This is a genomic window from Corynebacterium sp. HMSC072D12 (assembly GCF_001813925.1).
GTDB lineage: Bacteria > Actinomycetota > Actinomycetes > Mycobacteriales > Mycobacteriaceae > Corynebacterium > Corynebacterium aurimucosum.
Map to the genome: position 1 here is coordinate 23,343 of NZ_KV814386.1, position 22,737 is coordinate 46,079.

The window sequence follows — 22,737 nt, forward strand, 5'->3', positions numbered from 1 at the left end:
CCCTCGTTGCCGCATAAGCAGCCATTACGTGAAAGGACAGGCCACCTATTAGCCCGCCGAGACCACCGCCTTAGCCCACCACGACCCCAAGAGCCACAGAAAGGAGAACCACACCATGGCATGGTTGCGCATCGGTGACAACATCGTCACGCACCCCATGATGTCGAGGCTTCTTGTGGCTACCGGGCTAGACCATCAACAGAAAAACGAAGCTTTCGGAGTACTTGCCCAGATTGCTGCGGGCTCTGCTGCTCACCTGACTGACGGCATTGTTGAAATGGGCTCACTTGCCCAAGTCGCACCAGGCCGCGAGCGTGCAGTCCTCGATGCTCTGAAAACCGCCGGCATCGCAGAAGAAACCAAACTCGATGACCGCTACGTCATCCGCCTTGTCCTCAATGATGAGGAATTCGTTCATATGCGCCGCCGGGAGGAAGTCGAACAAGACCGAAACCGCGCCAAAGACAAACGCACCCCGGGCCTACTTGCCCAGGTGCGTGTCCGCGATGGAGATGTCTGTCGCTGGTGCGCCAAATCAGTGTCCTGGTCCAACAGGCGCGGAAAGAGAGCCGCCACCTACGATTCACTAACAAAGCACAAGAACTCGACCGTCGACACTCTCGTGGTCTCCTGCAAGACGTGTAATTCCCGCCGCGGAAACGGCGAAGAACTACACCTTAAACCAGAGCCCGAAAACCCAATCTATAGCCAGAAAACCGTCGACTTCGTCAACAAGGACCAGTGGTGTATCGACCACGGAATCCGCATCGAGCTATCCGCCCCACAATTGCCCCTCGACATCAGCCAGGACGCAGACGGTCAAGGCAGCGCCTTATCAGCAGCACACCTTGATTCCGGAGCGCCGGCCGACGTCCAGGAGAACAACGACGAGGCGGCTACTGCAGCACACTCAACCGGTTCGAGCGCCTCAACGGCCGGCTCATCGGTTGCAGGAGCGCGGGCCCCTCTCGATGATGAGATTCCCGAGTGGGTCACCGCGAGCCCGGAAGAAATGGAGCGCATCATGCGCACTGCAGCACACTCAACCGGTTCGAGCGCCTCAACGGCCGGCTCATCGGTTGCAGGAGCGCAGACCATGACACCGGAGAGCGCGACTACTGGTCCCCAATCCGCAACAGGCTTGAGCGCCTCAATGGCCGGCTCGCCCGCTGCAGATGACGATCCACCTAAAAACCTGGGTCGCGATCCAGGACGCTCGGGTGACGCGCCTGGGATCGTCGGGTCGGGTAGGGACGGGACGGGTCGGGTAGGGCCGGTTAGGGCAGGGCACGAGTCTGTCAAACGTCGCCGTAGAGGTTCTCGAGGTGGAAGAAGAAGGAGGTCAGTGGATGGATGATTACTTGATGGATGCTTGTGGTCGTGCCTTGGTGCGTCTGGCGTTGGATGGTCCTGGCCTTGATGAGCTTATGGAGCCGCGTCAACCGTCGAGCGGGGAGAACGCGGGTAAGCCTCCGTCGAGGCGGGAGTCTAGGCCGCCGGTGTCTTTGCCGCTGCTTGATTTGAAGCTGAATGCTTTGGAGGTGCTGGGCTATTGGTGCGGGTGTCTGGTTCGTGCTGTGCCTGAGTGCGGTTCGCTTCCGGCCGAGGCGTCGTTAGCTCAGCGCGCGGAGTGGTTGCGTCATCGCTTGCCGTGGCTAGAGCAGGTGGCGTGGGGTCAGCGTTGTGCTGAGGAGGTCATCGCGGTTGCTCGTGTGGTCTCGGATGTGGTGTCGCCGCCTGCGGGTGTGGGTGATCCGGAGCCGTTGGAGTTTGGGACAGCTCGTCAGATCGCAGCATGGTCAGCGTTGTTGGGTAGGCCTGTTTCCCGCGCGTCGATTCGGCGGGCAGTAGCGGATGGCAGGATTACCGCTGAGATAACACCGGATGGTCGCATGCTTGTACGCCTGTCAGATGTGCTTGGTTTGTGCAGGTCAGGGAAAAGTGTTTACGTGGCCCACCCAGGGTGCTAAGCTTACGCTTGTAAGAGTTGGGCGCTCGGACTGGAATAGTTCGGGTGCCTTTTGTTGTGCTCGGGCACAAAGGGGGTGCGTAGTGTCGCGTACCGGTGATAGGGCCTACCGCAGGAAGCGTGCACGCCTGCTAGCTCAAGATGAACTGGTGTGTGCGTGGTGTGGCCTGCCGATTGATAAGACGATGAAGGCGCCGCACCCAATGAGCCCATCGGCTGATCACATTGTTCCAGTGGCTGCGGGTGGCTCCAATCTAGGAAGTCTGCAGCCGATGCATCTAGGGTGCAACAAATCAGCTGGCGCTAAAGGTTCGCGGCGTGCGCCGAAGAAGAACCAGCATGTGCGCGCGTGGTAAGACCTGGGGAGGAAACCCTCGGCGCGCCAGGCTCGCGAGGAGGGCTGCCATGCTGCGATCCCCCTCCGAAAAATAGGGTTTAACTGGGACTTTAGCGTAATCGAGGGGGTGAATCGTGAGATTTTGCGTTGCCTGCCGCACACCTCTGAGAGGGCGGCAGACGAAATGGTGCTCGGATAGGTGCAAAAAACGTGTTCAGCGCCATCCAGAGCGTTACCCAGAACTACAGACCGGGACTGGTGGGGTACATGCCAAACCACAGGGTTTAGCTGGTGTTTTTGCTGCTGCCTCCACCAATAAGGCGCTCGAGACTTACCAAGCACTGCGCGATCGCCTGGCCCTTGAAATTGATGAGTGCGACCAACCGCGCGACGTTGCCGTCTTAGCTGCACGCTTGGCCGACATCGTGGAAAAGATTGAGCTTCTCACCGACGTAGAAAAGGAGGGCAGTGCACTTGATGACCTTCGACAGCGACGACAAGCACGACAAGACCGCGCCGGGTGAGTTGTTGGGCGCCCAGACACCTAGCTTCTTGACCAAGCCCTCAAAGCAGGCGGTAGACCACTTCGATGGCGCTGACTTTATTGACCTTGCCGCAGCGTTTGGCTTGGTGGCGGATCCCTGGCAGGAGGGAATGGTGACCGCTGCAATGGGGCGCGATGCCTCCGGCGGGCTTGCAGCCTCCAAGGTAGGTGTCTCCGTGCCGCGCCAAAACGGCAAGAACGCCATTATCGAAATCCTTGAGCTAGGCCAGGCCGTACTACTCGGACGCCGCATCATCCATACTGCTCACGAGGTGAAAACCAATAGGAAGGCGTTTCAGAGAATCTCGGGCTTCTTCCTGAACCACAACGAGCTGAAAGCTCACATCACCACGCTTCGGCAGACCAACGGGCAGGAAGCTATTTTTCTCGACAACGGCGGTTCCATCGAGTTCATTTCTCGCTCAAAGACATCAGGCCGTGGTTTCTCCGGTGACACGCTGATTCTCGACGAGGCGCAGCATTTAACCGATGAGACGTTGGAATCATTGCTGCCGGTCATCTCACCGTCGAGTGAGCCGCAGCAAATCTTCACCGGCACACCGCCAGCACCCGATGACCTCTACGGTGATGTATTCCGCCGCCTCCACGACGCCGCGCACGCAGGCACCGACCCCACCCTCCTATGGGCTGAATGGTCAGCCGCCCCTGCCCCGGACACCGTTGAGGTTGACGCTGACGACGAAACACTATGGCTGGCTGCGAACCCCGCATTGGGCAAGCGCATCACCATCGGCGCTGTACAAGCTGAGCGCTCAGCTCTTTCAGACGCCGGATTCCGCCGCGAGCGTCTCGGGATGTGGGAGCAGGAGCGCACTAGCCGAGTCCTTCCCCTTGAAGACTGGGATGCATGCGCCGACTCCAACCTCGTCGACGACGGCCAACCCGTCGTCCTGGCCGTGGACATCGCGCCGGGTCGTGATGCTGCCTCGATTGTGGCCGCTGGTACCTCTGTTGACGGTCATCTCTGGGTTGACGTTATCGAGAACCGGCGTGGAACTCCTGATTGGGTGATTCCGCGTCTGAAGGCCATTTTGTCCAAGCAGGAGGTCAGCGCACTGATGATTGATGTCCTTTCCCCGGCTGGTTCGCTTATCGAGCCGCTGGAGGCGCAGGGAGTGAAGGTCTCGAGGACGGGCTCAAACATCATGGCCGCTGCGTGTGGCCAGCTCTACGATGCCGTGATGTCGCACGACCTTCGACACTTGGACCAGATTTCGCTCAACCTGGCGGCTGCGTCTGCCCGTAAACGCAAGCTTGGTGATTCGTGGGCGTGGAACCGCGCTAATGAGGACGCTGACATTACCCCGCTCGTGGCTGCCACGCTGGCGCTCACGGGGCGGACCTATTCCAAGAAGAAGCGGCCGGTGCGTCCGGCTCGTCCGAAACGAAAGGTGGTGGTGTGGTAGTGACTATTGCACTGAGCGATGATGAGCAGCGCCTGGTGAACCGGCTGGAAGAGCAGTTGGTGTGCCATCTGCAGGCCAACCGCCTCCATGAGGCTTACTACGATGGGTCTTTCGCTGCCCGCTTGCTTAATATCTCTACCCCGGAGCATGTGCAGCGCATGCTCAAGACTGTGTGCGGGTGGGCTGGTACAGCTGTTGATGTGCTTGAGGAGCGCCTGGACTTTCTCGGGTTTAGTGATGAGGGGCTGCTGGATATCTTCGACGCTAATGCGCTTGATGAAGAAGCTAGCCAGGTTCACCTTGATGCAATGATCTACGGCATCAGCTTCGTGTCTGTAACTGCCGGCCGTGACAGCGAGCCCGCGCAATTGATCCGCGGGCATGATGCTAAGAGCACGACGGGCATTTTGAATTCACGCACACGGCGGTTTGATTCCGCGCTAACGATTACCGAAAGCCGGGAAGAACACACGGTTGCCGAGTTGTGGTTGCCGGACCAGGTCGTGATGATTGAGAAGCACTTCTCGCAACCCTGGCGTGTGCTGGATCGTCAGTTTCACGGGCTGGGAATGGTGCCTCTGGTGCCTTTTGTTAACCGTCCTCGAACGGGTGCGCGCGGCGGCAAATCAGATATCACGGCAGCGTTGCGTCGATATACAGATGCCGCGGTTCGAACATTGATTTCGATGGACGTTAACCGTGAGTTCTTCTCCGCCCCACAGCGCTATGCCATTGGTATGGACTCAAGTGATTTTGTCGGCCCGGACGGTGCTCCGATGTCTCCGTGGCAGGTTCTTACCGGTCGGGTGTGGACTACTGGCCCGGTGGATGAGACAGAGCGTGAGCCAAAGCTGGGGGAGTTTTCCCCGCAACCAGCTGGCCCGTTCTTGGAACAGATTGAAGGGCTAGCGCAGCTCGCGGCTGCCGAGGCTGGCCTACCCGGGCATTACTTTGGGCTGCGAGGCGACCAAGCTACGTCAGCAGATGCTATTCGCGCGATGGAAGCACGCTTGGTCAAGCGCGCGGAGCGGCGGCAAAAGTCGTTCGGGCGCTCATGGTCTCAGGTGGGTCGCCTTGCCGCTGCTGGTCGTGCTGGCCAGTCTGTTGATGAGCTATCAGCTGTGGGCGTTCGCTGGGGCAATCCGGCTACACCAACGGTTGCGGCCACGACAGACGCTGTGGTCAAGCAGGTTCAGGCTGGTGTCCTTCCGACGAATTCACGTGTGGGTTGGGACAGGCTCGGCTACACCCCGCAGGAGCAGCGCATCATGTTGCAGGAACTAGCGCAGCAACAAGCAGTTCAGCGAGTGTCACTATTGGCAGGTGCAGCCCAAGCAGACGAAGGCCAGCCTGCACAGTCTGATGAAGTTGTGGCAGCTGCTCGTGCTAACCGTGTGCCTGGGGGTGAGTAATGCCAAACTATCGGCGTGATTATGCGGCATCCTTGGATGGGCTGCGCATGTTGGCTCAGCGTGACCTCTTGGCCTGGTGGAAGCGCACCGAAGGGCTGGGATTCATTGCCCAGAAGGAGCTACTTGTGGAGCCATTTGCGGCGGTTGTGCAAGCATACGGCGAGCAGGCGGCGTATTCCGCGGCAGATTACCTGTTTCTAGACCGATCCCTAGATGACACGCTGCGTGAACTGGAGTATCCGGAGGTCGCTGACCCCGTAGGGTTTGCGCAGGCCCAGGCCGCGTATAAATCGGCAATGTGGGTTGAAGATGTCGATGATGCCGAGGCACGAGCCTTGGCATTGCAGAAGCTGCAGGGGATTACGAACCGTCTTGTGGTAGCACCGGCGCGGGAGACCGTAGCGCGTGCGGTAATCACCGCGGGCACCCGATACGCGCGGGTTCCTGAGCCGGGGGCCTGTGCATTTTGTCTGATGCTGGGCTCGCGTGGCGCGGTCTATAGCAAAGACAGCGTCTTGGGCGAGGTTCGGCGTTATCACGACAACTGCCGCTGTCTTGCCATTGAGGTGAAAGACGATTCAGACTTGCCACAGATTAATCGTGACCTGGCGCAGCTATCGCAGACATTGAATAAAGAGTTCGGGCGCTCAGCGACGGTGAATGATTGGCGGCAGTGTATTACTGCTCGCCGCCAGCAGGCCGGTCAAGACGTGGAGTGGCCACGGCTGCAGTACTGCCGGATTCCGCAGTACACGGGCGATGGGATGTCGGCAGTATTTCCAGGCGAGAAGCTACCTCCCCTGGGCAAGATGCCGGGGCATGTGCTGTATGGGTGGCGAGACCATCCAGGCCGAAACGGGCAAGGCTGGCCGCATGATGAAAGCCTGGCAGACGGGCATCGCTGGGACTCACAGCGCCCAGGGGCGTCGACATTCCCCAAGGAATGGACTGATCAACAAATAGTCGACGCTGTCAGAGATACGCTCGAGCAGCCAACTCATTTTCGAGCCGCTACAGTTCGACGAACCGTGTGGCGAGAGATTGACGGACTGACTGTCAGGGCGGAATATAACGTGAGGCCTGATGGTAAAATTGCCTTTAGGACTGCTTTTCCAGTCGAAGACGTACCGAAGGGGGCTGAAGTTGCTCAGTGACGAAGAGAACTACCGTCAGCTCGATAAGCTAATTTCGCCGTCGGTGGGCAGAGTCTTTGCTGAAGAAAATCTTAAGGCTGGCGAGCCCGAAGAAGCCATTGCGACGTTGCTCGACGAAGCGTTTACAGCAGGTTGCTTAACGGATAAAGCTGTGGAGTTTATCGAAGAAAGATATGACGACGGCCCTGTCTATGAGATGCTCGAGGCCCTCCAAATGTATAAGAACGAAAATAGCGTCGCCTAGTCGGTAGGCTCTCGCGCCGGGTTCGAGTCCCGGTCGGCGCACGAAACCCCAATTCTGTCCCTGGTGGGCAGGTTGGGGTTTTTCTATGCCCTTTTACTTGAATTCCCAGGAGGAACAGTATGAATGCCAAAAAGCTAGCCGAAGTTACCGAAGCCCAGGAGGCTAAGGAAGAACAGGCCCCTAATGCAGCTAATGCTGGTGGGGACGCGTCAGAGACTTTTGACCGTGCTTACGTGGAAAAGCTGCGCAAGGAGGCGGCCAAGTACCGCAATCAGGCCAAAGAGCTTGAACCGCTAGCGCAAAAGATGCGTGAGCTCGAGGAGTCGAAGAAAAGCGACCTTGAAAAGGCTCAGGAGCGAATCTCCGAGTTGGAAGCGCAAGCTCGTGCGGCACAGGCCCAGGCAGTGCGCTCGAAGGTGGCAGCTGCCACCGGAGTGCCCGCCGAACTCCTGCCTGATAGCGGGGATGAGGAGGCCTTAACTGCAGCGGCAGACGCTTTGGTGTCATGGGCGCATTCGCAAGTCCCTGAGAAGAAGGCAATGCCGGAGTCTAATGCGGCTGGGCGTGATGCGAGCGTGTCTGACAAGGATGCGGTTGCTCGCCAGATTCTGGGGATTTAACAACACACATATTCGACAGAAAGGAAGGTGCCGTACATGGCTACCTTGACTGAAAAGACCCTCCTGGGCGGCGACGGCGGACAGTCCCTGCTGCCTCGGAGCGTGTCCGATGAAATTTGGAAGCTGGCGACCGAGGAGGCAATTGTTCCGTCTCTGGCTAAGGCCCACCCGGTGATTCTGGGGGAGAACCTGGTGCCAGTCCTCACCAAGCGACCAGCCGCCTCGATTATTGGTGAAGGCCAGAACAAGGTGGACTCCTCCCTTGAGGTTGGGGCTAAGGCAATCAAGCCGATTAAGGCTGTCGTCGGCCTTGAGTTCACGATGGAGACTGTTCACAAGAATCCGGCCGGCGTGCTGGATATGATCTCGTCCGAACTGTCTGATTCCTTGTCCCGACAGATTGACCTGGCTGTGTTGCACGGCCGCCAGGCCTCCGATGGCAAGCCTTTGTCTGGTAACCCAGAATTCCTGGCCCAGACCACGAAGAAGGTCGCACTGAGCGGCAAACCCGAGGCAGTCGACAAGGAACTGTGGGATGGATACAACCAAGTAGTTGGCGGCGATAAGCCACTGGGCTTTAACGGCTTCGCCCTTGACCCCCGCCTGGTTGGCCAGCTGGCCAACGCCCGCGATAAGGAAGGCCGCCGCACCAACCCGGATATCCCAATGGGTGGCTCTGTTGCCACATACTCTGGCCAGTCCGTGCGAGTTTCTCGAAGCGTGTCCGGTCAGGTTGACGCTTCTGCTGACACCAACATCCGTGGCTTCGGCGGCGACTGGACAGCACTGCGCTTTGGCCGCGCTCTTGACATTGGCCTCAAGCGCATCGAATACGGCGATCCGTTCGGCAATGGTGACCTGCAGCGCCGCAACTCAGTGGCGTTTATGACTGAGGTCATCTTCGGTTGGGGCATCCTCGACCTGGACGCCTTCGTTAAGTACGAGGTCGCCTCCACCACCAGCGGTGCTACTAGCTAACAGGTAGAGGAGGATACGCCATGACGCTTACGCTCTCTGCCCAGGACATCCTCGCATTCAACACGGACCTCGACGCCAACGTCGTCAACATCCTCATCAAGGACGCCCTTGCCATGGCGCGCCGGGTAGCCCCTTGCATTGATGATGATGACTTCGAGTTCGCTGATGCCGCTATCGCGATTATTCGTGGAGCAGTACTTCGGTGGGCGGAGTCGGGATCGGGCGCTATCTCTAGCCAGCAGAATACGGCCGGGCCGTTTGGACAAACGGTGTCTTTTGACACCCGCCAGACTCGCCGGTCGTTGTTCTTTCCATCAGAGATTAAAGAGCTCGAGTCTTTGTGCAGCAGTAGCCGGCGTAGTGGCCCAGGCGCGATTGATACTCTGCCGCAGATGGATCGACGCTGCCAAGGATGCTTCTACCTCGTCGGGTCAGTGAATTCACCCTGCCCGGATTGTGGCGGCACGCTACACGAAGGGCTGTGGTGGTGATGTCATTTATCCCGTTGAGGCACACCGTGGAGGTCTCCGAGGTAGAGATGGTCACTGACCGATTTGGAAACCAAGTGCCACACCAAGGGAAATTCCGGCCGGTGCTGGTTGCTGGCTGGGCTGTCACCAAGGTCGATGAGTCTCAGGGAAACTCTGTGCTGCGCACTGTTGACCAGCTTGATATCTACGCCGCGGAACCGTTCGCGCCGGGCGCGTCGGTAAAGCTTCCGGATGGGAATGTGTGGCAGGTCGAAGGAAACGCCGAGGATTACAACCATGGTCCGTGGTGGTCACCTGGTCTGGTGGTTGTGCACGCAAAGAAAGTAGGTGGATAACCCATGATTGTTGTGGATACTCCTCTGGCTGAGGAACCCGTGAAAATCGATGCCCCCGCTTGCGAGGTACTCGATAACGGAACTCTGCTCATCTTTGCCAACCGTGATGCTACCGCGGTGCATTCGGCGTACGCGCCGGGAGCGTGGGCACACTTTGAGATGACGGGTGCGTGATAGCTATGGCTAAGCGGATTCGGATTAAGAAGTGGAACGTGGACGGGTTTCGCGAGATTCGCTACAGTCCCGGGGTCAAGTCATTGGTCCATGAGCATGCGCAGGCCATCACCGACAAGCTGCCTGATGGGTATGGCTGGTCAGCTCGGGAAGGCAAGACCCGATACCGCGGGTTGGTGTTCCCCCACACCTATAAGGCCCGCATTGACAATGCTCGACATAACTCGTTGCTGAAGGCGATGTGGTAGCTATGGTGACTCCAATTGAAGTGGTGCAGGCGGTGCTTGGCGACGCCGTGCAGTGCGATGTGGTCACCAAGGTGCCAGTAGATCGCCCAGAGTTGTTTGTGCGGGTGGATCAGTCAGCACCGCAGGTGCTGTCGCCGATTCACCAGCGCGCGCAGGTCTTCGTCCAGGTCTATGGGCCGACAAGCGAGGCTGCGCTTGATATGGCGTTTCGGGTGCGTGAGCGCCTGATGGATGCGTCAAGCATTCACCCGAAGTGTTTCGGCGTGGATGAGATTACAGGGCCTAGTGAGTTACCAGACCCTGATATTCCGCACGTTGCCCGGTGGCAAGTCACCGGGATTGTGTACATGGCCATCGGATAGCCCGGTGGCCTTTTTCTATGCCTTAAAGGAGGGCAAAAGATTATGGCTGATATGCGCAACCGTAAGAACATTCTGGTGGGTGCTCCCGATGTAAAGGCCTCTGGTGGCATGCTCATCGGCGATGTAGTCACCTCGGAGAAGGTACCTACTGATGCGACAACCCCGCCGACTATTGGTCAGCAGAAGCCAGTGGGCTACATCTCCGAGGACGGTGTGACCAAGACCGTTGATCGCTCGGCGGAGAAGATTAAGGACTGGAATGGTGACATCGTGAAGGTGATTACCTCCGAGCACTCTGTGGTCATCAAGTTCACCGTGATGGAGGCGGCTAACGCCGATCTGCTCAAGGCAATCTACGGCAAGAACAACGTCACCATCTCCGAAGAGGGCGCCAAGATTAAGACCGTGGATAACGCGGACGACCTGCCACACATCTCCTGGCAGGCCGACATCAAGGGAGATGAGGACTCCAAGATCCGCCTCTTCGCCCCAGACGCCCAGGTCACCAGTGTCGGCGATGTGTCGTTCGTGAAGTCCGACGTCATTAAGTACGAGCTGGAGCTTGAGTGCTTCACCGACGACGCGTCCAACAAATTCTACCAGTTCATCGACCGCCCAAAAGCGTAACCGCTGAGGAATCTTCCACCGGTGGCCCCACTGGTGAAGATAGCCCCAGCGCAGAAACCAGCTAATCAAATGGCCCCGGGGAACAAGGGGAGACGCCCCGGGGCCATAACCGTATTGTCTCCCCCTAGTTTTGCTCAACACACATTCATAGAAACGAGGTCTCCCCATGGCTTTGGAAAAGTTCCACTTCACTACCTGCGACGACGTTGACATCGTCGTCCCGTACTACCTGGATGCAGTCAACCGCAAGGGAATGAAAAAGATTCAGAAGCTGGCGAAGGAAGCCGGCGGCTTTGAGAAACTGGACGATGACGTGCTCTTCGAGCACGCCAACATCGGCAAGGACACCATGGCCAAGATTGATGAGATGAGTATGCGCGACTATCTCAAGTTCCTCGACCAGTGGATGGAGGAGTCCACGGTGGGGGAATCCTAGCGCTCCTCGATGCGCTAGATAATGATCCCGCACTGCGCCAAGCACTGTCCTATGACCTCATTGGCCTAGGACTTCGTCTTGGCCAGGCGGGAACTAGCACACTGTCCTGGCGGGATGTCTACATCATCGTGGCTCAGGCACCGCGCGATTCAGCCGTCGTGCGCCACCTCGCCCCAGAGGCCCGCGAGTGGGGCATTAGTGAACAGCTACAAGCAAGCATCGTCGACCTGTTGGCTGGTATCTCATGGCAACTAGGCGGCGGTAAGGGCAAACGCCCTGAGCCGATTCCCCGCCCAGGCGTCGACAGCGCCGACACCACGCCGGCACCTGCGTCTTCCAACAAGGAGACGGCAGCTGCCGATACCCGCGATCCGTGGGACAAGGACGGCACCGGAGGAACATTCCGGGGCGTGGCCACCCCACTCGATGAGCTCAACGAGTGGCTCGGATGGGCCAACACCACCGACGACACCAGCCAGCCAACTACCCCGGCAGATACTGCTTCTCGTGATGAACGCATTGTTGCCGCCTACACAGCTGGCGGTGTCACCTACACACAACTGGCGACCGAGTTCAGCGTATCCGCATCCACCATCGGGCGCATCGTGCGCGCAGCCCGCACCACCTAGAAGGAGGCACCCACCATGCCAGAAATTGCAAATGCTTGGATATCGATTGTCCCCGAGACTTCGAAAATCGCGCCGGGTATTAAGTCTGCTCTTGGGCAGGCGGAAGCTCCTGCGGCGAAGACCGGAGAGATGATCGGATCCAAGATGTCATCGCTGATGGGCAAGACGCTCAAGGCAGGTGCTGTTGGTGTGGGCGCCGCCGCTGGTGGTGTGTTGGCAACCTCTATGGCAAAAGGCTTTAAGCGCCTTGATTCTCTTGACCAGGCGCAGGCGAAGATGCGCGGTTTGGGCTACGACGCCTCTGAGGTGTCGTCGCTGATGGACTCGGTGTCTCAGTCGGTCAAGGGAACAGCATTTGGCCTTGATGAGGCAGCGGGTTCAGCCGCGAAGCTGGGTGCTGTTGGCGTGGCCACGGGCCAGGACATGGATCGTGCCATGACTTTGACGGCAGATATTGCTGCCCAGGCGGGCACAGGCATGGATGATATTTCCTCGATCATGGCCAAGGTTGCCGGTGCTGGCAAGGTCACAGGTGAAACGCTGGCTCAGCTGGATGACCGCGCCACTGGTGCCGGTGCAGCTTTGGCAGAGCACCTTGGTGTGTCCATCGAGGAAATGCGTGAGAAGGTTTCTGCTGGCGAGGTGTCTTTCGAAGACTTCCAAGTTGCGATGGAAGAGCATCTTGGTGGTGCAGCGCAGAAGACCGGTGAGACGTTCAAGGGCGCCTTTGACAACATGATGGCCTCGACTGGTCGCCTGGGCCAGAAGCTGCTTGACCCTGTGTTTAAGGCTGCACCGGCTCTATTCGGGTCGGTGGGCACAGCATTTGATGCCGTCGGTGAGGCTATTGCCCCAGCCTCAGAGAAGCTGGGGCAGGCATTGATCCCGGCGATGGAAAAGCTCGGCGGGGTCATCGAAAGCAAGCTCGCCCCGGCTGCGGGTAAAGCAGCTGGAGCAGTCGCTGACTTCATTGCCGGGTTGGTTACTGATGGGCTTGATTCTGGACTGTGGTCAAAGCTGGGGGATAGCTTCGGCAAGATTGCTGGTGCTGCTGCTCAAGCGTGGCCCTCAGTGTCGAACCTACTTGGCTCTTTCGGCAAACTCTCGGCCACGGTGAGTGTGGCCACCTGGCAGGCATTGGTTGACGTCCTCAACGCGATAGCGCCGCTGATTTCTAATGTGCTGGTTCCTGCTTTGGATAAGCTGGCGTCGGCAGCAGCTGAGCACCCCGGTATGGTGCAAGCACTGGTTACCGCGTTCCTCGGGTTTAACGCCGCTAGCCGCGTGGTGGGTCCCGTGGGCAAGCTCGCCGGTGGCTTAAAGAACCTCACTGGTGCGGCAAAGATTGCGGGCGGCGCATTCAAGACCGGAAAAGGTCTAACTGGTGGACTGGTCGAACTAATGGGTAAAGCCAACTCGGCCAACCCGATCATTGCCAAGGTTGGCTTGACCATCGGCAAGATGACCGGCGGGTTGGCGAAAAGCTCGATGGGCTTCTCGAAGTTCGCCGGCGGCATCTCTAAGGTTGCCTCGGTGGTCGGCGGTGGCCTGGCTCAGGCCGCGCGTATCGCCATGGGGGCTTTCAAAGGCTTGACTGCAGTGATGATGGCTAACCCGGTCGGCGCGATTATTGCTGGCATTACCGCAATCGTTGCGGGCTTGACTTGGTTCTTTACCAAGACTGAGACCGGTAAACAGATGTGGGCTAGCTTTACCCAGGCTTTGGCTGCCGGGTGGGAGTGGGTCAAGCAGAAGATGCAGCCGGTCTTTGACTGGATCGGCACTGCCTTCAACGGGCTTAAAGCCTTGTTCGTCGAGGGCAACTTCACCTCTGCTCTGCAGACCGCGTTTGGAGTGGAGGAAGACTCCGCGTTCGTGCGCGTGCTGTTTAAGATGCGGGACGTAGGCCTTGTGGTCAAAGACTTCCTTATCCAAGCTTTCCAAGTAATCAAGGACAAGTGGGCCGAACTCAACACAGGATTCGGTCAGTTCTACCAGACATGGATTGCACCCGTGTGGGAGGCATTTAAGGCAGCTGCAGCCTTGCTGGCTGACTTCCTTGAACTTGTGTGGGAGAAGGTCAAAGTCGGTGTCCAGGCCCTGGCTGACTTCTTTGTCACGCACTGGGAGTCCATCAAGACGGGGCTGTCTGCTGTTGGAGAATTCTTCTCCATGGTGTGGGACGGGGTCAAGATTGGCTTTGAGCTTTTAGGCCAGGCCTTGCAAGCGGTGTGGGACGGCGTGATCAAACCGGTGTTCAACTTCCTCGCCCAGGCTGTGAAAGCGATCGCTGATGTTGTCATCCCGGTATTCCAGGTGGTTATTCCTGCTGCCTGGAATTTCCTGGCAGATATTATCCAGTCCACGTGGAATAACATCATCAAGCCGACGTGGGACTTGCTGAAATCTGCAGTAGGTTTGGTCGCGGATGTTCTGACTGGAAACTTCGACAACATCGGTAATCGGTTTGGTGAGCTCGGCCAGGCGATTATGAACCTTGTTCAGGGAGTTTTCCAGCAGGCTTGGGACATACTCAAGGCTGCAGTGCGCGCTGCCGTGGACATCTGCCGGGGCCTCTTCGATGTTTTTAAGGGCCATGTGCAAGCTATGGTCAGCGCGGTTAAGGGCAAGATTGATGAGCTTGCCAACGGGTTCCGCCAGCTGCCGGGCAAGATTAAGTCTGCGTTTGCTGGGGCTGGTTCATGGCTACTGGATGCCGGCAAGGCGATCATCCGCGGTCTGGCAAATGGTATCCGTGCTGCCGCCGGCATGGTGGAAAATGCCGTCCGCGCAGTTATCCCAGATAACTTGGAAAGGTTCGTTCCAGGATTACACATTGGCGGCATCGTGCCGGCGTTTGCTCGTGGCGGTGTCTTGCCGAATGTGCCTGGAATTCCCCGCAGTAAGCGTGACCCTATTCTGGGTTGGTCGACTGAGCGTAAACAACCTGTCGCCCGAGTCGAACCAGGTGAGTACATCGTCAACCGTGCTTCAACCAGGAAGTACTTGCCGCTCTTGTCCGCAATCAACGCTGATCGAGTTAATCCGAAGTTGGGCGATCTTGGCGGGTTCGCAAACTTGCCAGGCTACGCCGACGGAGGCATCGTCGGCTACGACGAATTGCTGCGATTCTTCAAGGGCCAGCGTGTACGCGGTCAACAGGCATCCCGCAGCCTCGAGGGCGCGCCGTACGTCTTTGGCGGCTCGAACTGGGGAGACTGCTCGTCTACTCAGGGACAAGGCGCACTGTTTACGGTAGGCAAGACCGCTACCCGTGGGCGATTCATGGCCACGATGAACGCAGCCTCACAGCTGGCCTCCATTGGATGGCGCCGCGGGCGTAGCCCAAAGAAGGATGCTTACGAGATCGCCTTCTACAACGGCGGCCCCGGTGGCGGACACGCAGTCGGCACCATGTTCAACGAGGCAGGTCGAAGCCTGAACATCGAAATGGGAGGAGCCCGCGGAAACGGACAAATCGGTGGTGGCGCTGCAGGTACCGCAAGCGGACCCTACACAGACCACTACTGGCACCCGCTAAAGTCCGCAACGGCTAAAGCCGCCCGCGAAATCGCCGGCAAAATCGCCGCCGGAGAGGTCGCCTCCACCTCGAATAAAGGCATCACCTTGACCTCGGGGCGCAGCATCGACTGGGGCGAAGCCTCGAACCTTGCTAGCGAGGTAACTAAGGAACGCAAGCGTAACGCGAGCCTGGCCCGGTGGCGCAAAGGCGCTTTCGACTCCGGAGGCTTAGCCCGCGGCATGGGCTTTATGCCCAAGGCCACCATCAAGCCAGAGCGCGTGCTCAACCCCTCCAACACACGCAGCTTCGACAAGATCCCCGGAGTCATGGCTGATGTCACCAACAAGCTCGGCATGTCAGCCGAAGCACAAGGCATGGCTGCCCGCGCCATGAACAACGTCGAATCCGCACTGTCCAACATCACTGCTAAGGATGCCTTGGCCCTCGGCGACAAACTCGGCCTTGACGGAATTACCGGACTGTTCAAAGGCGCGGTCAGCGCCTGGGACGATATGGAAACCTCATTCGCCGCCCAAGTCGATGCGTCAGATGCTGTCGAACAAGCAGAGAAAAGCCTTGCGGATGCGCGCCGGGAATATGCCGAGGCTATGACTGAGGATACTGAGCTGACCGTCAAGCAGAAGCGCCGTCTTGATGACGCCACGAAGGCAGTCGAGGCAGCGAAGAAGCCTGGCAAGGACGGCAAGGTAGATTCAGACAAGGTTGCTAAGGCTGAGCTGAAACTGTCTCGTGTTCGCGAGGACATCACAGCTGAGCAGGAGAAGGCAGGAAAGAAGCAGTCGGAGAAAGCTCTGCAAGCCGCAGAGAACCTGGCCAAGGCCGAATCCGACTTGTCAGATGCGCGCTCAGTGGTGGCTGCTGCGGCTAAGGCCGCTGGCCATGCTGAGATTGCAATGGCCATTGAGGTAGCTGCAACAGTTATCAAGGTCATCGACAAGATCGTTGGAGCAGTGATGCAAGCTAAAGCAGCTGTCGCCGATGCCTTCGCTTCGATGATGTCCGCAGTAGCAGAGCTGGCCAACATGTCCGATAAGCTGCACGACCAGTTGCTAACAAGCCAGGTTGAGGCAGCTTTGGCCCAGGTCAAGATGCAGGCTGCAGCGCGTGCCATGCGCATGGCCCAGGTCGATGGCGTGCGCACCCAGCTTGAAGCAGTCAAAACGGTAGCGCAGGCACAGGCTGCGTTTGATGCGCAGCGTAAGGCTGATGCGAAGGCCGCCTTGTCGAACTACGAGGACTTGTCCTTAGCGTTTGACCGGTGGCGGTGGGCCACGCGCGCCGGGGTGGATGAGGCCTTGGGCGCGATGGCGCAGTGGTCGGATGAGTCGCATGCGTTGTGGGCTGAGCTGCAGGCTGCACAGATTGGCAAGCAGATTGCGGAGCTGGAGGCACAGCGTAGCGTGACTGCCGCGCTGTTTGAGCACCGTAAGGCCGCTCTGAATTTAGAGTCGGCGACGACGAGCTTGAATATCGCTGCGGCAAAGTTCGCAGCGATTGCTGGTAAGTCGTTCGGGTATGACAGTGTTCAGGCCACGGTTGGTGAGCGCTATGCACAGCTGCAGGCTGAGAAAGCAAAGCTGAAGGCTGAGCGGGCATCTGTTAAGACCTGGTTGAATCCAGTTAATTGGTTTACGAGCATGCCGGCATCTAAGCGTCGTATCGCGCAGATTGATGAGGAGCTCGCTGGACTGGCAAAGATGAACGAGTTCAAGGCGCTGACTGCTAGCCAGATGAAGGAGCTGGAGAGGATCCAGGCATCGGCTGGGGCGATGGGATTCTTTGGCGCCGGTGACAAGGTCGATGAGATGATTCGCAATTCCTGGCTCGGTGATGCAGGACGCGCGGTAGAGAAGGCGAAGTGGCAAGAGCAGCTTATCGATGCCAAGAATGCCGCGGATATTGCAAAGCAGAACCTGGATGCGAAGAAACTCGAGGTTGATCAGGCTAAGAAGCTTGAACCAATTGATGAGTTGCTGGACAAGTTGAAGACTCAGCAGGCGTCGGAGAAGACGTGGGCTGAGTACTGGCGCGAGTCTGATCCTGGGGTGCGCGATGCGCTGTCAGCCTTGGCGCAGTTCCAGTCGGATGCTGCAGACGGCATGGGCAAGCCCCAGGCGGTGGTGAACATTGCGCTGCCTGCTGGAAAGTCTGCGTACTCACCTCAGGAAGTAGAAGACATGCTCGAGGCCGTGAGCGCTGGGCAGGATGCGCTGGATGTGCGCGTTAGGAAGCTGGAGCGTCCAGCCCGGTCCGCCGCGGTGGTGGCCGGAAACAGAAAGGTGGTGATGTAAATGGCCCAACGGGTACACCTGGAGTATGTCTCCCCGTCTGGGGTGAAGATGACGCTCATTAGTCCGTCTTGGCGCGACTACGAAGTCGCTTTTGTGGTCGCAGATGGAATCGAGGGGCTGGTAGGAGTTATCGAAGACCCGGTGGTGAATCTGCCGGGGATTGCTGGCGCCGTGTTTCGTTTAGCGGATCGTACGGTGCAGGCGATGACGGGCACGTTGACACTGGCCATGGTTAATGAGCAATCGTGGGCAAAGCTGTCGGCGGCCTGGTCGACGATTCGACCAGGGGTGCTGCGGTTGACTGTCGATGAGATGCTGCATGTCCTTCCAGTGAGGTTGGCGGCCCCGCTGCCTCAACCTGTTACTCAGATGAAGACCGGGAGTCAGGTGGCGGTGTCCCTGGTGGCTGATGGCGGGGTGTGGCTGCGTCCGAAATCTGGCGCGGGCAAAGTGCGCATTGCTAACCCTGGCGATGTGCCTATTTCCCCAGTCATCACCTGGACTAAGGCAGGGTCATTGACTCTGCCGTCAGGTGCTCGGGTGGCGTTGCCCGCAGTAGATTCGCCGCGGGTGGTGTCGATGGGTCCAGCTGATGGACAGGTAGTGCGTGATGCCACTGGCGCTATCGACAAGAAGTTGACGAAGGCGTTGCCATCGTTGACAGAGAGTATCCCGGTGGGCGCCACAGCGACGATTACAGCCCCTGCTGGGGCAACCATCGAATGGGCGGAAGGAGTGCTTTCTCCATGGACTTAAAGGCTTTTGCTGAGATTCGCAAGCGTATCGACTACACGGTTTCCACGCGCGAGCAGTGGGTAGGCATCTGTAACGAGGATGGCTGGCCGATTATGGATATCACTGCGATTGCAAACGTGTCAGCGTCGGAGACCCGCGGGGAAACCGCATCGTGCGAAGTTGCAGTTGAGGTTCCGGAAGGCTCTCGGCTTATCGACGAGCTTGTTGGGTCAGATACCGGGATCAATAAGACTGGCGAGTTAGAGATTGCTGGTGCCGCGGCGAGGCTGTTGGTTGTTCAGCGGGCTGGCATGCGCATGGCCTATACGATTACGCATACCGTGGCTACTGGTAAGACCGCTCCAACTCAGTTGACTATTCACGGGGTGGATCTCATTGAGTCGCTGGCAGCGTGGCCATGCCCCACCATTCCGCTGCAGTGGCAGAACGCCTCTTTCACGCAGTGGACAACAGATGCGTCGGGCCAGGAGTACACCACCACTCGGGAGCTTGCGCGCGTGGAGATGGGAACGGCAGCTGACGGCTACACCGTCGACGGGCCGGCCGCTGCCACGGTGCGCACTCTCATCCAGGATTCTTTGGATGCGGTCAACACAGCAATGGGGTGGGCGGACAGTCCACACATGGTGGTTGATTTCCCGATGGGTGAAGACACATCACCCAGGCTGGTCATCCGAACTAATGATGACACCATCTGGGAGACTATCGCAGCTCCAGCGCATTCTGCCGGGCTGACTATCAGCGTTGATTTGTGGTGGCCCGGCGATACCCCGTTGCGCCGGCGTGCCAGCCGCGACCCAGCCACCTATGCAGAGTGGTCGCCTACTGTTCCTATCCAGCTCGTTACCGTGGAGGTGAGTCAATGACTGTACAACTGTTTGCTACCGAGGGCGAACTCACGGTGGTGCGCCGACTAGCAGTGATTGCCTATGGGGCGTGGAATGTTCAATGGCCGGAGTCCGTTCCGGAGGACCAGCGTCCGCAGCTTGCCGACGACCGGGCCTTTGGCTACATTTCCCGCCTGCCAGGTGGTGCCGGACGTATGGGGCGCAGGTTTGTGCGCGCCGATGTGGATATCACCGCTGCCGAGTACAACGATGCCGGCATTATCATCCCGCATACTGGGTATTCCGCTGTGGAGACTGTGCTTGATGCTGCTGCTTCACAAACCAGCGAGGAGGCAGTACTCGAGCGGGATATCACTCGTGATGGGCTTGGTGGTCTTGTTCCCGGTGAGGACTTCGATGTCGGAGACCTGGTGGATGTGGTCATTTGGGGCAAGGTGTTGCGTCTGCCAGTGACGGCTATTGAGGCTGTGACTCAGTCAGGTGCGGTGATTGACTGGTCGGTGAAAGTCGGCGGCCAGCTGGTGGCCGATGATGCGGAGCGAAAACGCACCAATCAGGAGCTTGAGCGCACCATCTTCCAGGAACGCCGGGAGCGCCAAAAAGATATTGAAGGGGTGAAGAAGCAGGCTCAGGAGGCCCTTGATGCTGCGTCTGTCGCAGTAGTTGATTCGATTCCTGAGTGGGCCACCTCATCTTCGGAGACGGTGCCACCGTCTGCGGGCTGGTCTACCAAGGCGCCTGCGCGTCGGGCTGGTCAGTTCCTGTGGCGGCGTGATGTGGTCGAATTTGGGGATGGTCGTGTGGAGCGCACGGATCCGGTGGTGGTCACTGGTAATGCGGGTGCTGTCGGTGCCACGGGGCCGCAGGGCCCGGCTGGGCCAAAGGGCGAGCCGGGGTCTGATGGTGTGGCTGGTAAGGACGGTTTGGGGATTAAGGACACGGTGATAACTTATGCTGCGTCTTCCTCGGGTGTACGGGCTCCGACTGCGGGGTGGTCTGCGCAGCCACCGGCTGCATCAGCTGGGCAGTTTGTGTGGACACGTACTGTGCTGGCCTATACGGATGGCACGTCGGAGACGGTTTTCGCGGTGGGCAAGATTGGTAATACCGGGCCCAAGGGTGATACCGGTCGTGACGGCCTGCCGGGTAAGGACGGCACTAAGCTAGTATCCACCACGGTGTCCTACGCGGTGTCCTCGTCGGGGACTACGGCCCCAACCTCAGGGTGGAAGGCAAGCCCGCCGGCGGCATCCCCGGGGAAGTTCATGTGGACGCGGAGTGTGTGGAAGTATTCGGATGGCACGTCGGAGACTGGATATGCGATCGGCAAGATTGGTAATACCGGGCCCAAGGGTGCTACCGGACCGGCTGGCCCGCAGGGTACCCAGGGGCCTAAGGGAACTACGGGTGCCACCGGCCCGCAGGGCGTGTCTGTCAAGACAGTGACCAGGTTCTGGCGGTGGTCGGCCACGAAGCCGGGCACGCCCACTGGAACGGCGAACCCCTCAGGTTGGTCAACTACACAGCCGGCATACGTGGTAGGACAGAAGCTGTGGACCACGACCCGCACCCTCCTGTCAAACAACACCGCCTCCTGGTCCCCAACCACGGAAGAAGCGAGCGTATCCGCAGCGACCGCAATTTCACAGCAAGCAGCCAACAACAAAAACCGTGTCTGGTACGCTGCTACAGCACCCGGAGCCACCAAGGGCGAGCGCGCCGGGGATACCTGGTTCCGGTACTCAGGGTCAACGATTGTCGGCCAGTGGCGCTGGACCGGCTCAACCTGGACATCCCAGAAGGTTGGGAACCAGGTCATCGCGAACCTGGACGCAGGCAAAATCACCACCGGCACTCTCGACGCCAACCTCATCGGAGCAGATTCAATCACCGCACGCCATATTGTGGCAGCGCAGCCAGGCAACATGATTCCAAACGGAGACCTCACCCAAGGGCTAGCAGGGTGGTCAACACAACTTAGGCTCAACCCGAATGCGCAAACTGCTGTGCCCAACGGTAAGACTTTGTACACTCCAGCAGGCTTGGGAACCATTGCTGCTCATGGAACAGAGAATTGGTTCAATGTCACCCCTGGCGCCCAGTATGCGTTCGAGATCTGGCTCTACGGCACACCGGGCACAATGCTCTTCATCGAGTGCCGGAATCAGGATGGTCAGCATGCGGGTAAGGCTGGCCCCGTTGCTAATGAGGGCGACGCCTACACAGGCGGACATCATTATTTCGTCTCTGGTAGGAAGCTGACTAATCGGTGGGTGCGCTACTCGTGCGTCTACACGATGGATGAGAATACGACGAGGGCCAGGCTAGCGAACTGGTATTTCAACCACCAAAACGGTGATGTCACTAATGGTGTTGTGTACTTCGGTGGTGTGTCGTTGCGACCTATGGCTGATGCGTCTTTAGTGGTGGATGGGTCGATTACTGCGGATAAGCTAGCCGCAGGGTCGATTACAGCCGACAAAATTAAGGCCGGAGCAATCGACGCAACCAAGGTCAACGCCGAAGAAATCTTCCTCACCAAAGACGCAGACGCATCTCTTTCAGAACAGTGGAAAGAAATGCAGCTAGCGTTGAGTTTGCTTCAAAGCCAGAACACATACCTGGCCGATCGGTTTTATAAGGAATCAAGCCGCAAGGTCGGATTCGGATACAAAAATGGGACCTCTTTGAGTGGGTCTCCGTTGTTTAAGGGCTTATTCAGTGTGGACGGATATAGCCTTATCGCTAAGGGGGCGTGGCGTGGACGGGTACTGACTATCGACCTCTCACAAAACCATGGCAACCAGATTATTCATGGGCAGAGTTATACAGAGATCGATGCAGGAAACCGAAAGGTGAGTGCTGGACCAAAGAGCTCTGTGTTCTTTGAGGTTGATCCGTTAACTCCGGACACAACAGTGTTACGGCCGAGTAGTGACTGGTATGCGCCGTCTGCGAGGTGGTACACCATCCCTGGAATGGTGAAGACCGCTTCAACAGACGCTGCTGAAGTCTCGGTAACAGGCCAAGTGACATTCACAAATGTTCACCGAGGTGCTACGTACGGAATCAGGATCTGCATTGATGGGGAAAACAGATGGGAGTGGAAGTCCACTAAGTTCGGGCCGCTAGGGCCACTCGGAGAACCAACATGGTCACATCATGTGAAATATAACGGGCCGATCAGGCCGAGCTCAAAGGTGGAAATTCAAGCATTCTGTGACCACCAGACCGCGGGGAAACGGAAAGTAACTACAGCTACTGAGGTGAAAGTGACCATGTACTCGTATTGAGGGCGTGCTAAACGCTGT

Annotated in this window: 20 protein-coding genes; all 20 read left to right on the forward strand. The window is 58.3% G+C overall.

Annotated features, from left to right (window positions below):
* Nucleotides 1-115: 115 nt before the first annotated feature.
* The 20 genes from HMPREF2943_RS12345 to HMPREF2943_RS03100 all read left to right on the forward strand — a co-directional run bounded on the left by HMPREF2943_RS12345 (nucleotide 116) and on the right by HMPREF2943_RS03100 (nucleotide 22,719).
* Entirely contained in the window at nucleotides 116-1,357 is a 1,242-nt protein-coding gene (locus tag HMPREF2943_RS12345; RefSeq protein WP_141756080.1) for a hypothetical protein, read from the forward strand.
* Complete coding sequence (locus tag HMPREF2943_RS03015; protein ID WP_070710764.1) at nucleotides 1,350-1,970, forward strand: MerR family transcriptional regulator; 621 nt, start codon at nucleotides 1,350-1,352, stop codon at nucleotides 1,968-1,970. The genes HMPREF2943_RS12345 and HMPREF2943_RS03015 overlap by 8 nt, the downstream gene beginning before the upstream one ends.
* Before the next feature lie 813 nt (nucleotides 1,971-2,783).
* Nucleotides 2,784-4,277, forward strand: a complete 1,494-nt coding sequence (locus HMPREF2943_RS03020; protein WP_070710765.1) for a terminase TerL endonuclease subunit — start codon at nucleotides 2,784-2,786, stop codon at nucleotides 4,275-4,277.
* Complete coding sequence (locus tag HMPREF2943_RS03025; RefSeq protein WP_070710766.1) at nucleotides 4,277-5,689, forward strand: phage portal protein; 1,413 nt, start codon at nucleotides 4,277-4,279, stop codon at nucleotides 5,687-5,689. The genes HMPREF2943_RS03020 and HMPREF2943_RS03025 overlap by 1 nt, the downstream gene beginning before the upstream one ends.
* Nucleotides 5,689-6,843, forward strand: a complete 1,155-nt coding sequence (locus HMPREF2943_RS12350) for a VG15 protein (RefSeq protein WP_141756081.1) — start codon at nucleotides 5,689-5,691, stop codon at nucleotides 6,841-6,843. Before HMPREF2943_RS03025 ends, HMPREF2943_RS12350 begins: the two co-directional genes overlap by 1 nt.
* Nucleotides 6,833-7,087 carry a hypothetical protein gene (locus HMPREF2943_RS03035; RefSeq protein WP_070710767.1) on the forward strand — a complete coding sequence of 85 codons (255 nt, stop codon included), beginning with the start codon at nucleotides 6,833-6,835 and terminating at the stop codon, nucleotides 7,085-7,087. Before HMPREF2943_RS12350 ends, HMPREF2943_RS03035 begins: the two co-directional genes overlap by 11 nt.
* A gap of 119 nt (nucleotides 7,088-7,206) precedes the next feature.
* Nucleotides 7,207-7,707: a hypothetical protein gene (locus HMPREF2943_RS03040; RefSeq protein WP_070710768.1), complete on the forward strand. Its 501-nt coding sequence runs from the start codon at nucleotides 7,207-7,209 to the stop codon at nucleotides 7,705-7,707.
* Nucleotides 7,708-7,743: 36 nt separating this feature from the next.
* On the forward strand, nucleotides 7,744-8,685 hold the full coding sequence (locus HMPREF2943_RS03045) for a phage major capsid protein (RefSeq protein ID WP_070710769.1): 942 nt from the start codon (nucleotides 7,744-7,746) through the stop codon (nucleotides 8,683-8,685).
* A 20-nt stretch (nucleotides 8,686-8,705) separates the two neighbouring features.
* Nucleotides 8,706-9,176 carry a hypothetical protein gene (locus HMPREF2943_RS03050; protein ID WP_070710770.1) on the forward strand — a complete coding sequence of 157 codons (471 nt, stop codon included), beginning with the start codon at nucleotides 8,706-8,708 and terminating at the stop codon, nucleotides 9,174-9,176.
* Nucleotides 9,167-9,511 carry a hypothetical protein gene (locus HMPREF2943_RS03055; protein WP_141756082.1) on the forward strand — a complete coding sequence of 115 codons (345 nt, stop codon included), beginning with the start codon at nucleotides 9,167-9,169 and terminating at the stop codon, nucleotides 9,509-9,511. Before HMPREF2943_RS03050 ends, HMPREF2943_RS03055 begins: the two co-directional genes overlap by 10 nt.
* A 3-nt stretch (nucleotides 9,512-9,514) precedes the next feature.
* Nucleotides 9,515-9,685 carry a hypothetical protein gene (locus HMPREF2943_RS12470; RefSeq protein WP_168166177.1) on the forward strand — a complete coding sequence of 57 codons (171 nt, stop codon included), beginning with the start codon at nucleotides 9,515-9,517 and terminating at the stop codon, nucleotides 9,683-9,685.
* A gap of 5 nt (nucleotides 9,686-9,690) precedes the next feature.
* A complete protein-coding gene (locus tag HMPREF2943_RS03060) occupies nucleotides 9,691-9,933 on the forward strand; it encodes a hypothetical protein (protein ID WP_144676434.1) in 243 nt (80 codons plus the stop codon).
* A gap of 2 nt (nucleotides 9,934-9,935) precedes the next feature.
* Nucleotides 9,936-10,295 (forward strand): hypothetical protein, encoded by a 360-nt coding sequence (locus HMPREF2943_RS03065; protein ID WP_070710773.1) that lies wholly within the window; start codon nucleotides 9,936-9,938, stop codon nucleotides 10,293-10,295.
* Between the two features lie 42 nt (nucleotides 10,296-10,337).
* The gene (locus HMPREF2943_RS03070) at nucleotides 10,338-10,922 is read left to right on the forward strand and encodes a phage tail tube protein (RefSeq protein WP_066513152.1); all 585 of its coding nucleotides are present in this window, start codon (nucleotides 10,338-10,340) and stop codon (nucleotides 10,920-10,922) included.
* Nucleotides 10,923-11,088: 166 nt separating this feature from the next.
* Nucleotides 11,089-11,358, forward strand: a complete 270-nt coding sequence (locus HMPREF2943_RS03075) for a hypothetical protein (protein WP_066513150.1) — start codon at nucleotides 11,089-11,091, stop codon at nucleotides 11,356-11,358.
* Nucleotides 11,325-11,987: a hypothetical protein gene (locus HMPREF2943_RS03080; RefSeq protein ID WP_070710774.1), complete on the forward strand. Its 663-nt coding sequence runs from the start codon at nucleotides 11,325-11,327 to the stop codon at nucleotides 11,985-11,987. Before HMPREF2943_RS03075 ends, HMPREF2943_RS03080 begins: the two co-directional genes overlap by 34 nt.
* Before the next feature lie 15 nt (nucleotides 11,988-12,002).
* Nucleotides 12,003-17,822: a tape measure protein gene (locus HMPREF2943_RS03085; protein WP_070710775.1), complete on the forward strand. Its 5,820-nt coding sequence runs from the start codon at nucleotides 12,003-12,005 to the stop codon at nucleotides 17,820-17,822.
* Nucleotides 17,823-18,578: a hypothetical protein gene (locus HMPREF2943_RS03090; protein ID WP_070710776.1), complete on the forward strand. Its 756-nt coding sequence runs from the start codon at nucleotides 17,823-17,825 to the stop codon at nucleotides 18,576-18,578.
* The gene (locus HMPREF2943_RS03095; protein WP_070710777.1) at nucleotides 18,569-19,444 is read left to right on the forward strand and encodes a hypothetical protein; all 876 of its coding nucleotides are present in this window, start codon (nucleotides 18,569-18,571) and stop codon (nucleotides 19,442-19,444) included. The genes HMPREF2943_RS03090 and HMPREF2943_RS03095 overlap by 10 nt, the downstream gene beginning before the upstream one ends.
* Complete coding sequence (locus HMPREF2943_RS03100; RefSeq protein WP_070710778.1) at nucleotides 19,441-22,719, forward strand: collagen-like domain-containing protein; 3,279 nt, start codon at nucleotides 19,441-19,443, stop codon at nucleotides 22,717-22,719. The genes HMPREF2943_RS03095 and HMPREF2943_RS03100 overlap by 4 nt, the downstream gene beginning before the upstream one ends.
* Nucleotides 22,720-22,737 lie beyond the last annotated feature (18 nt).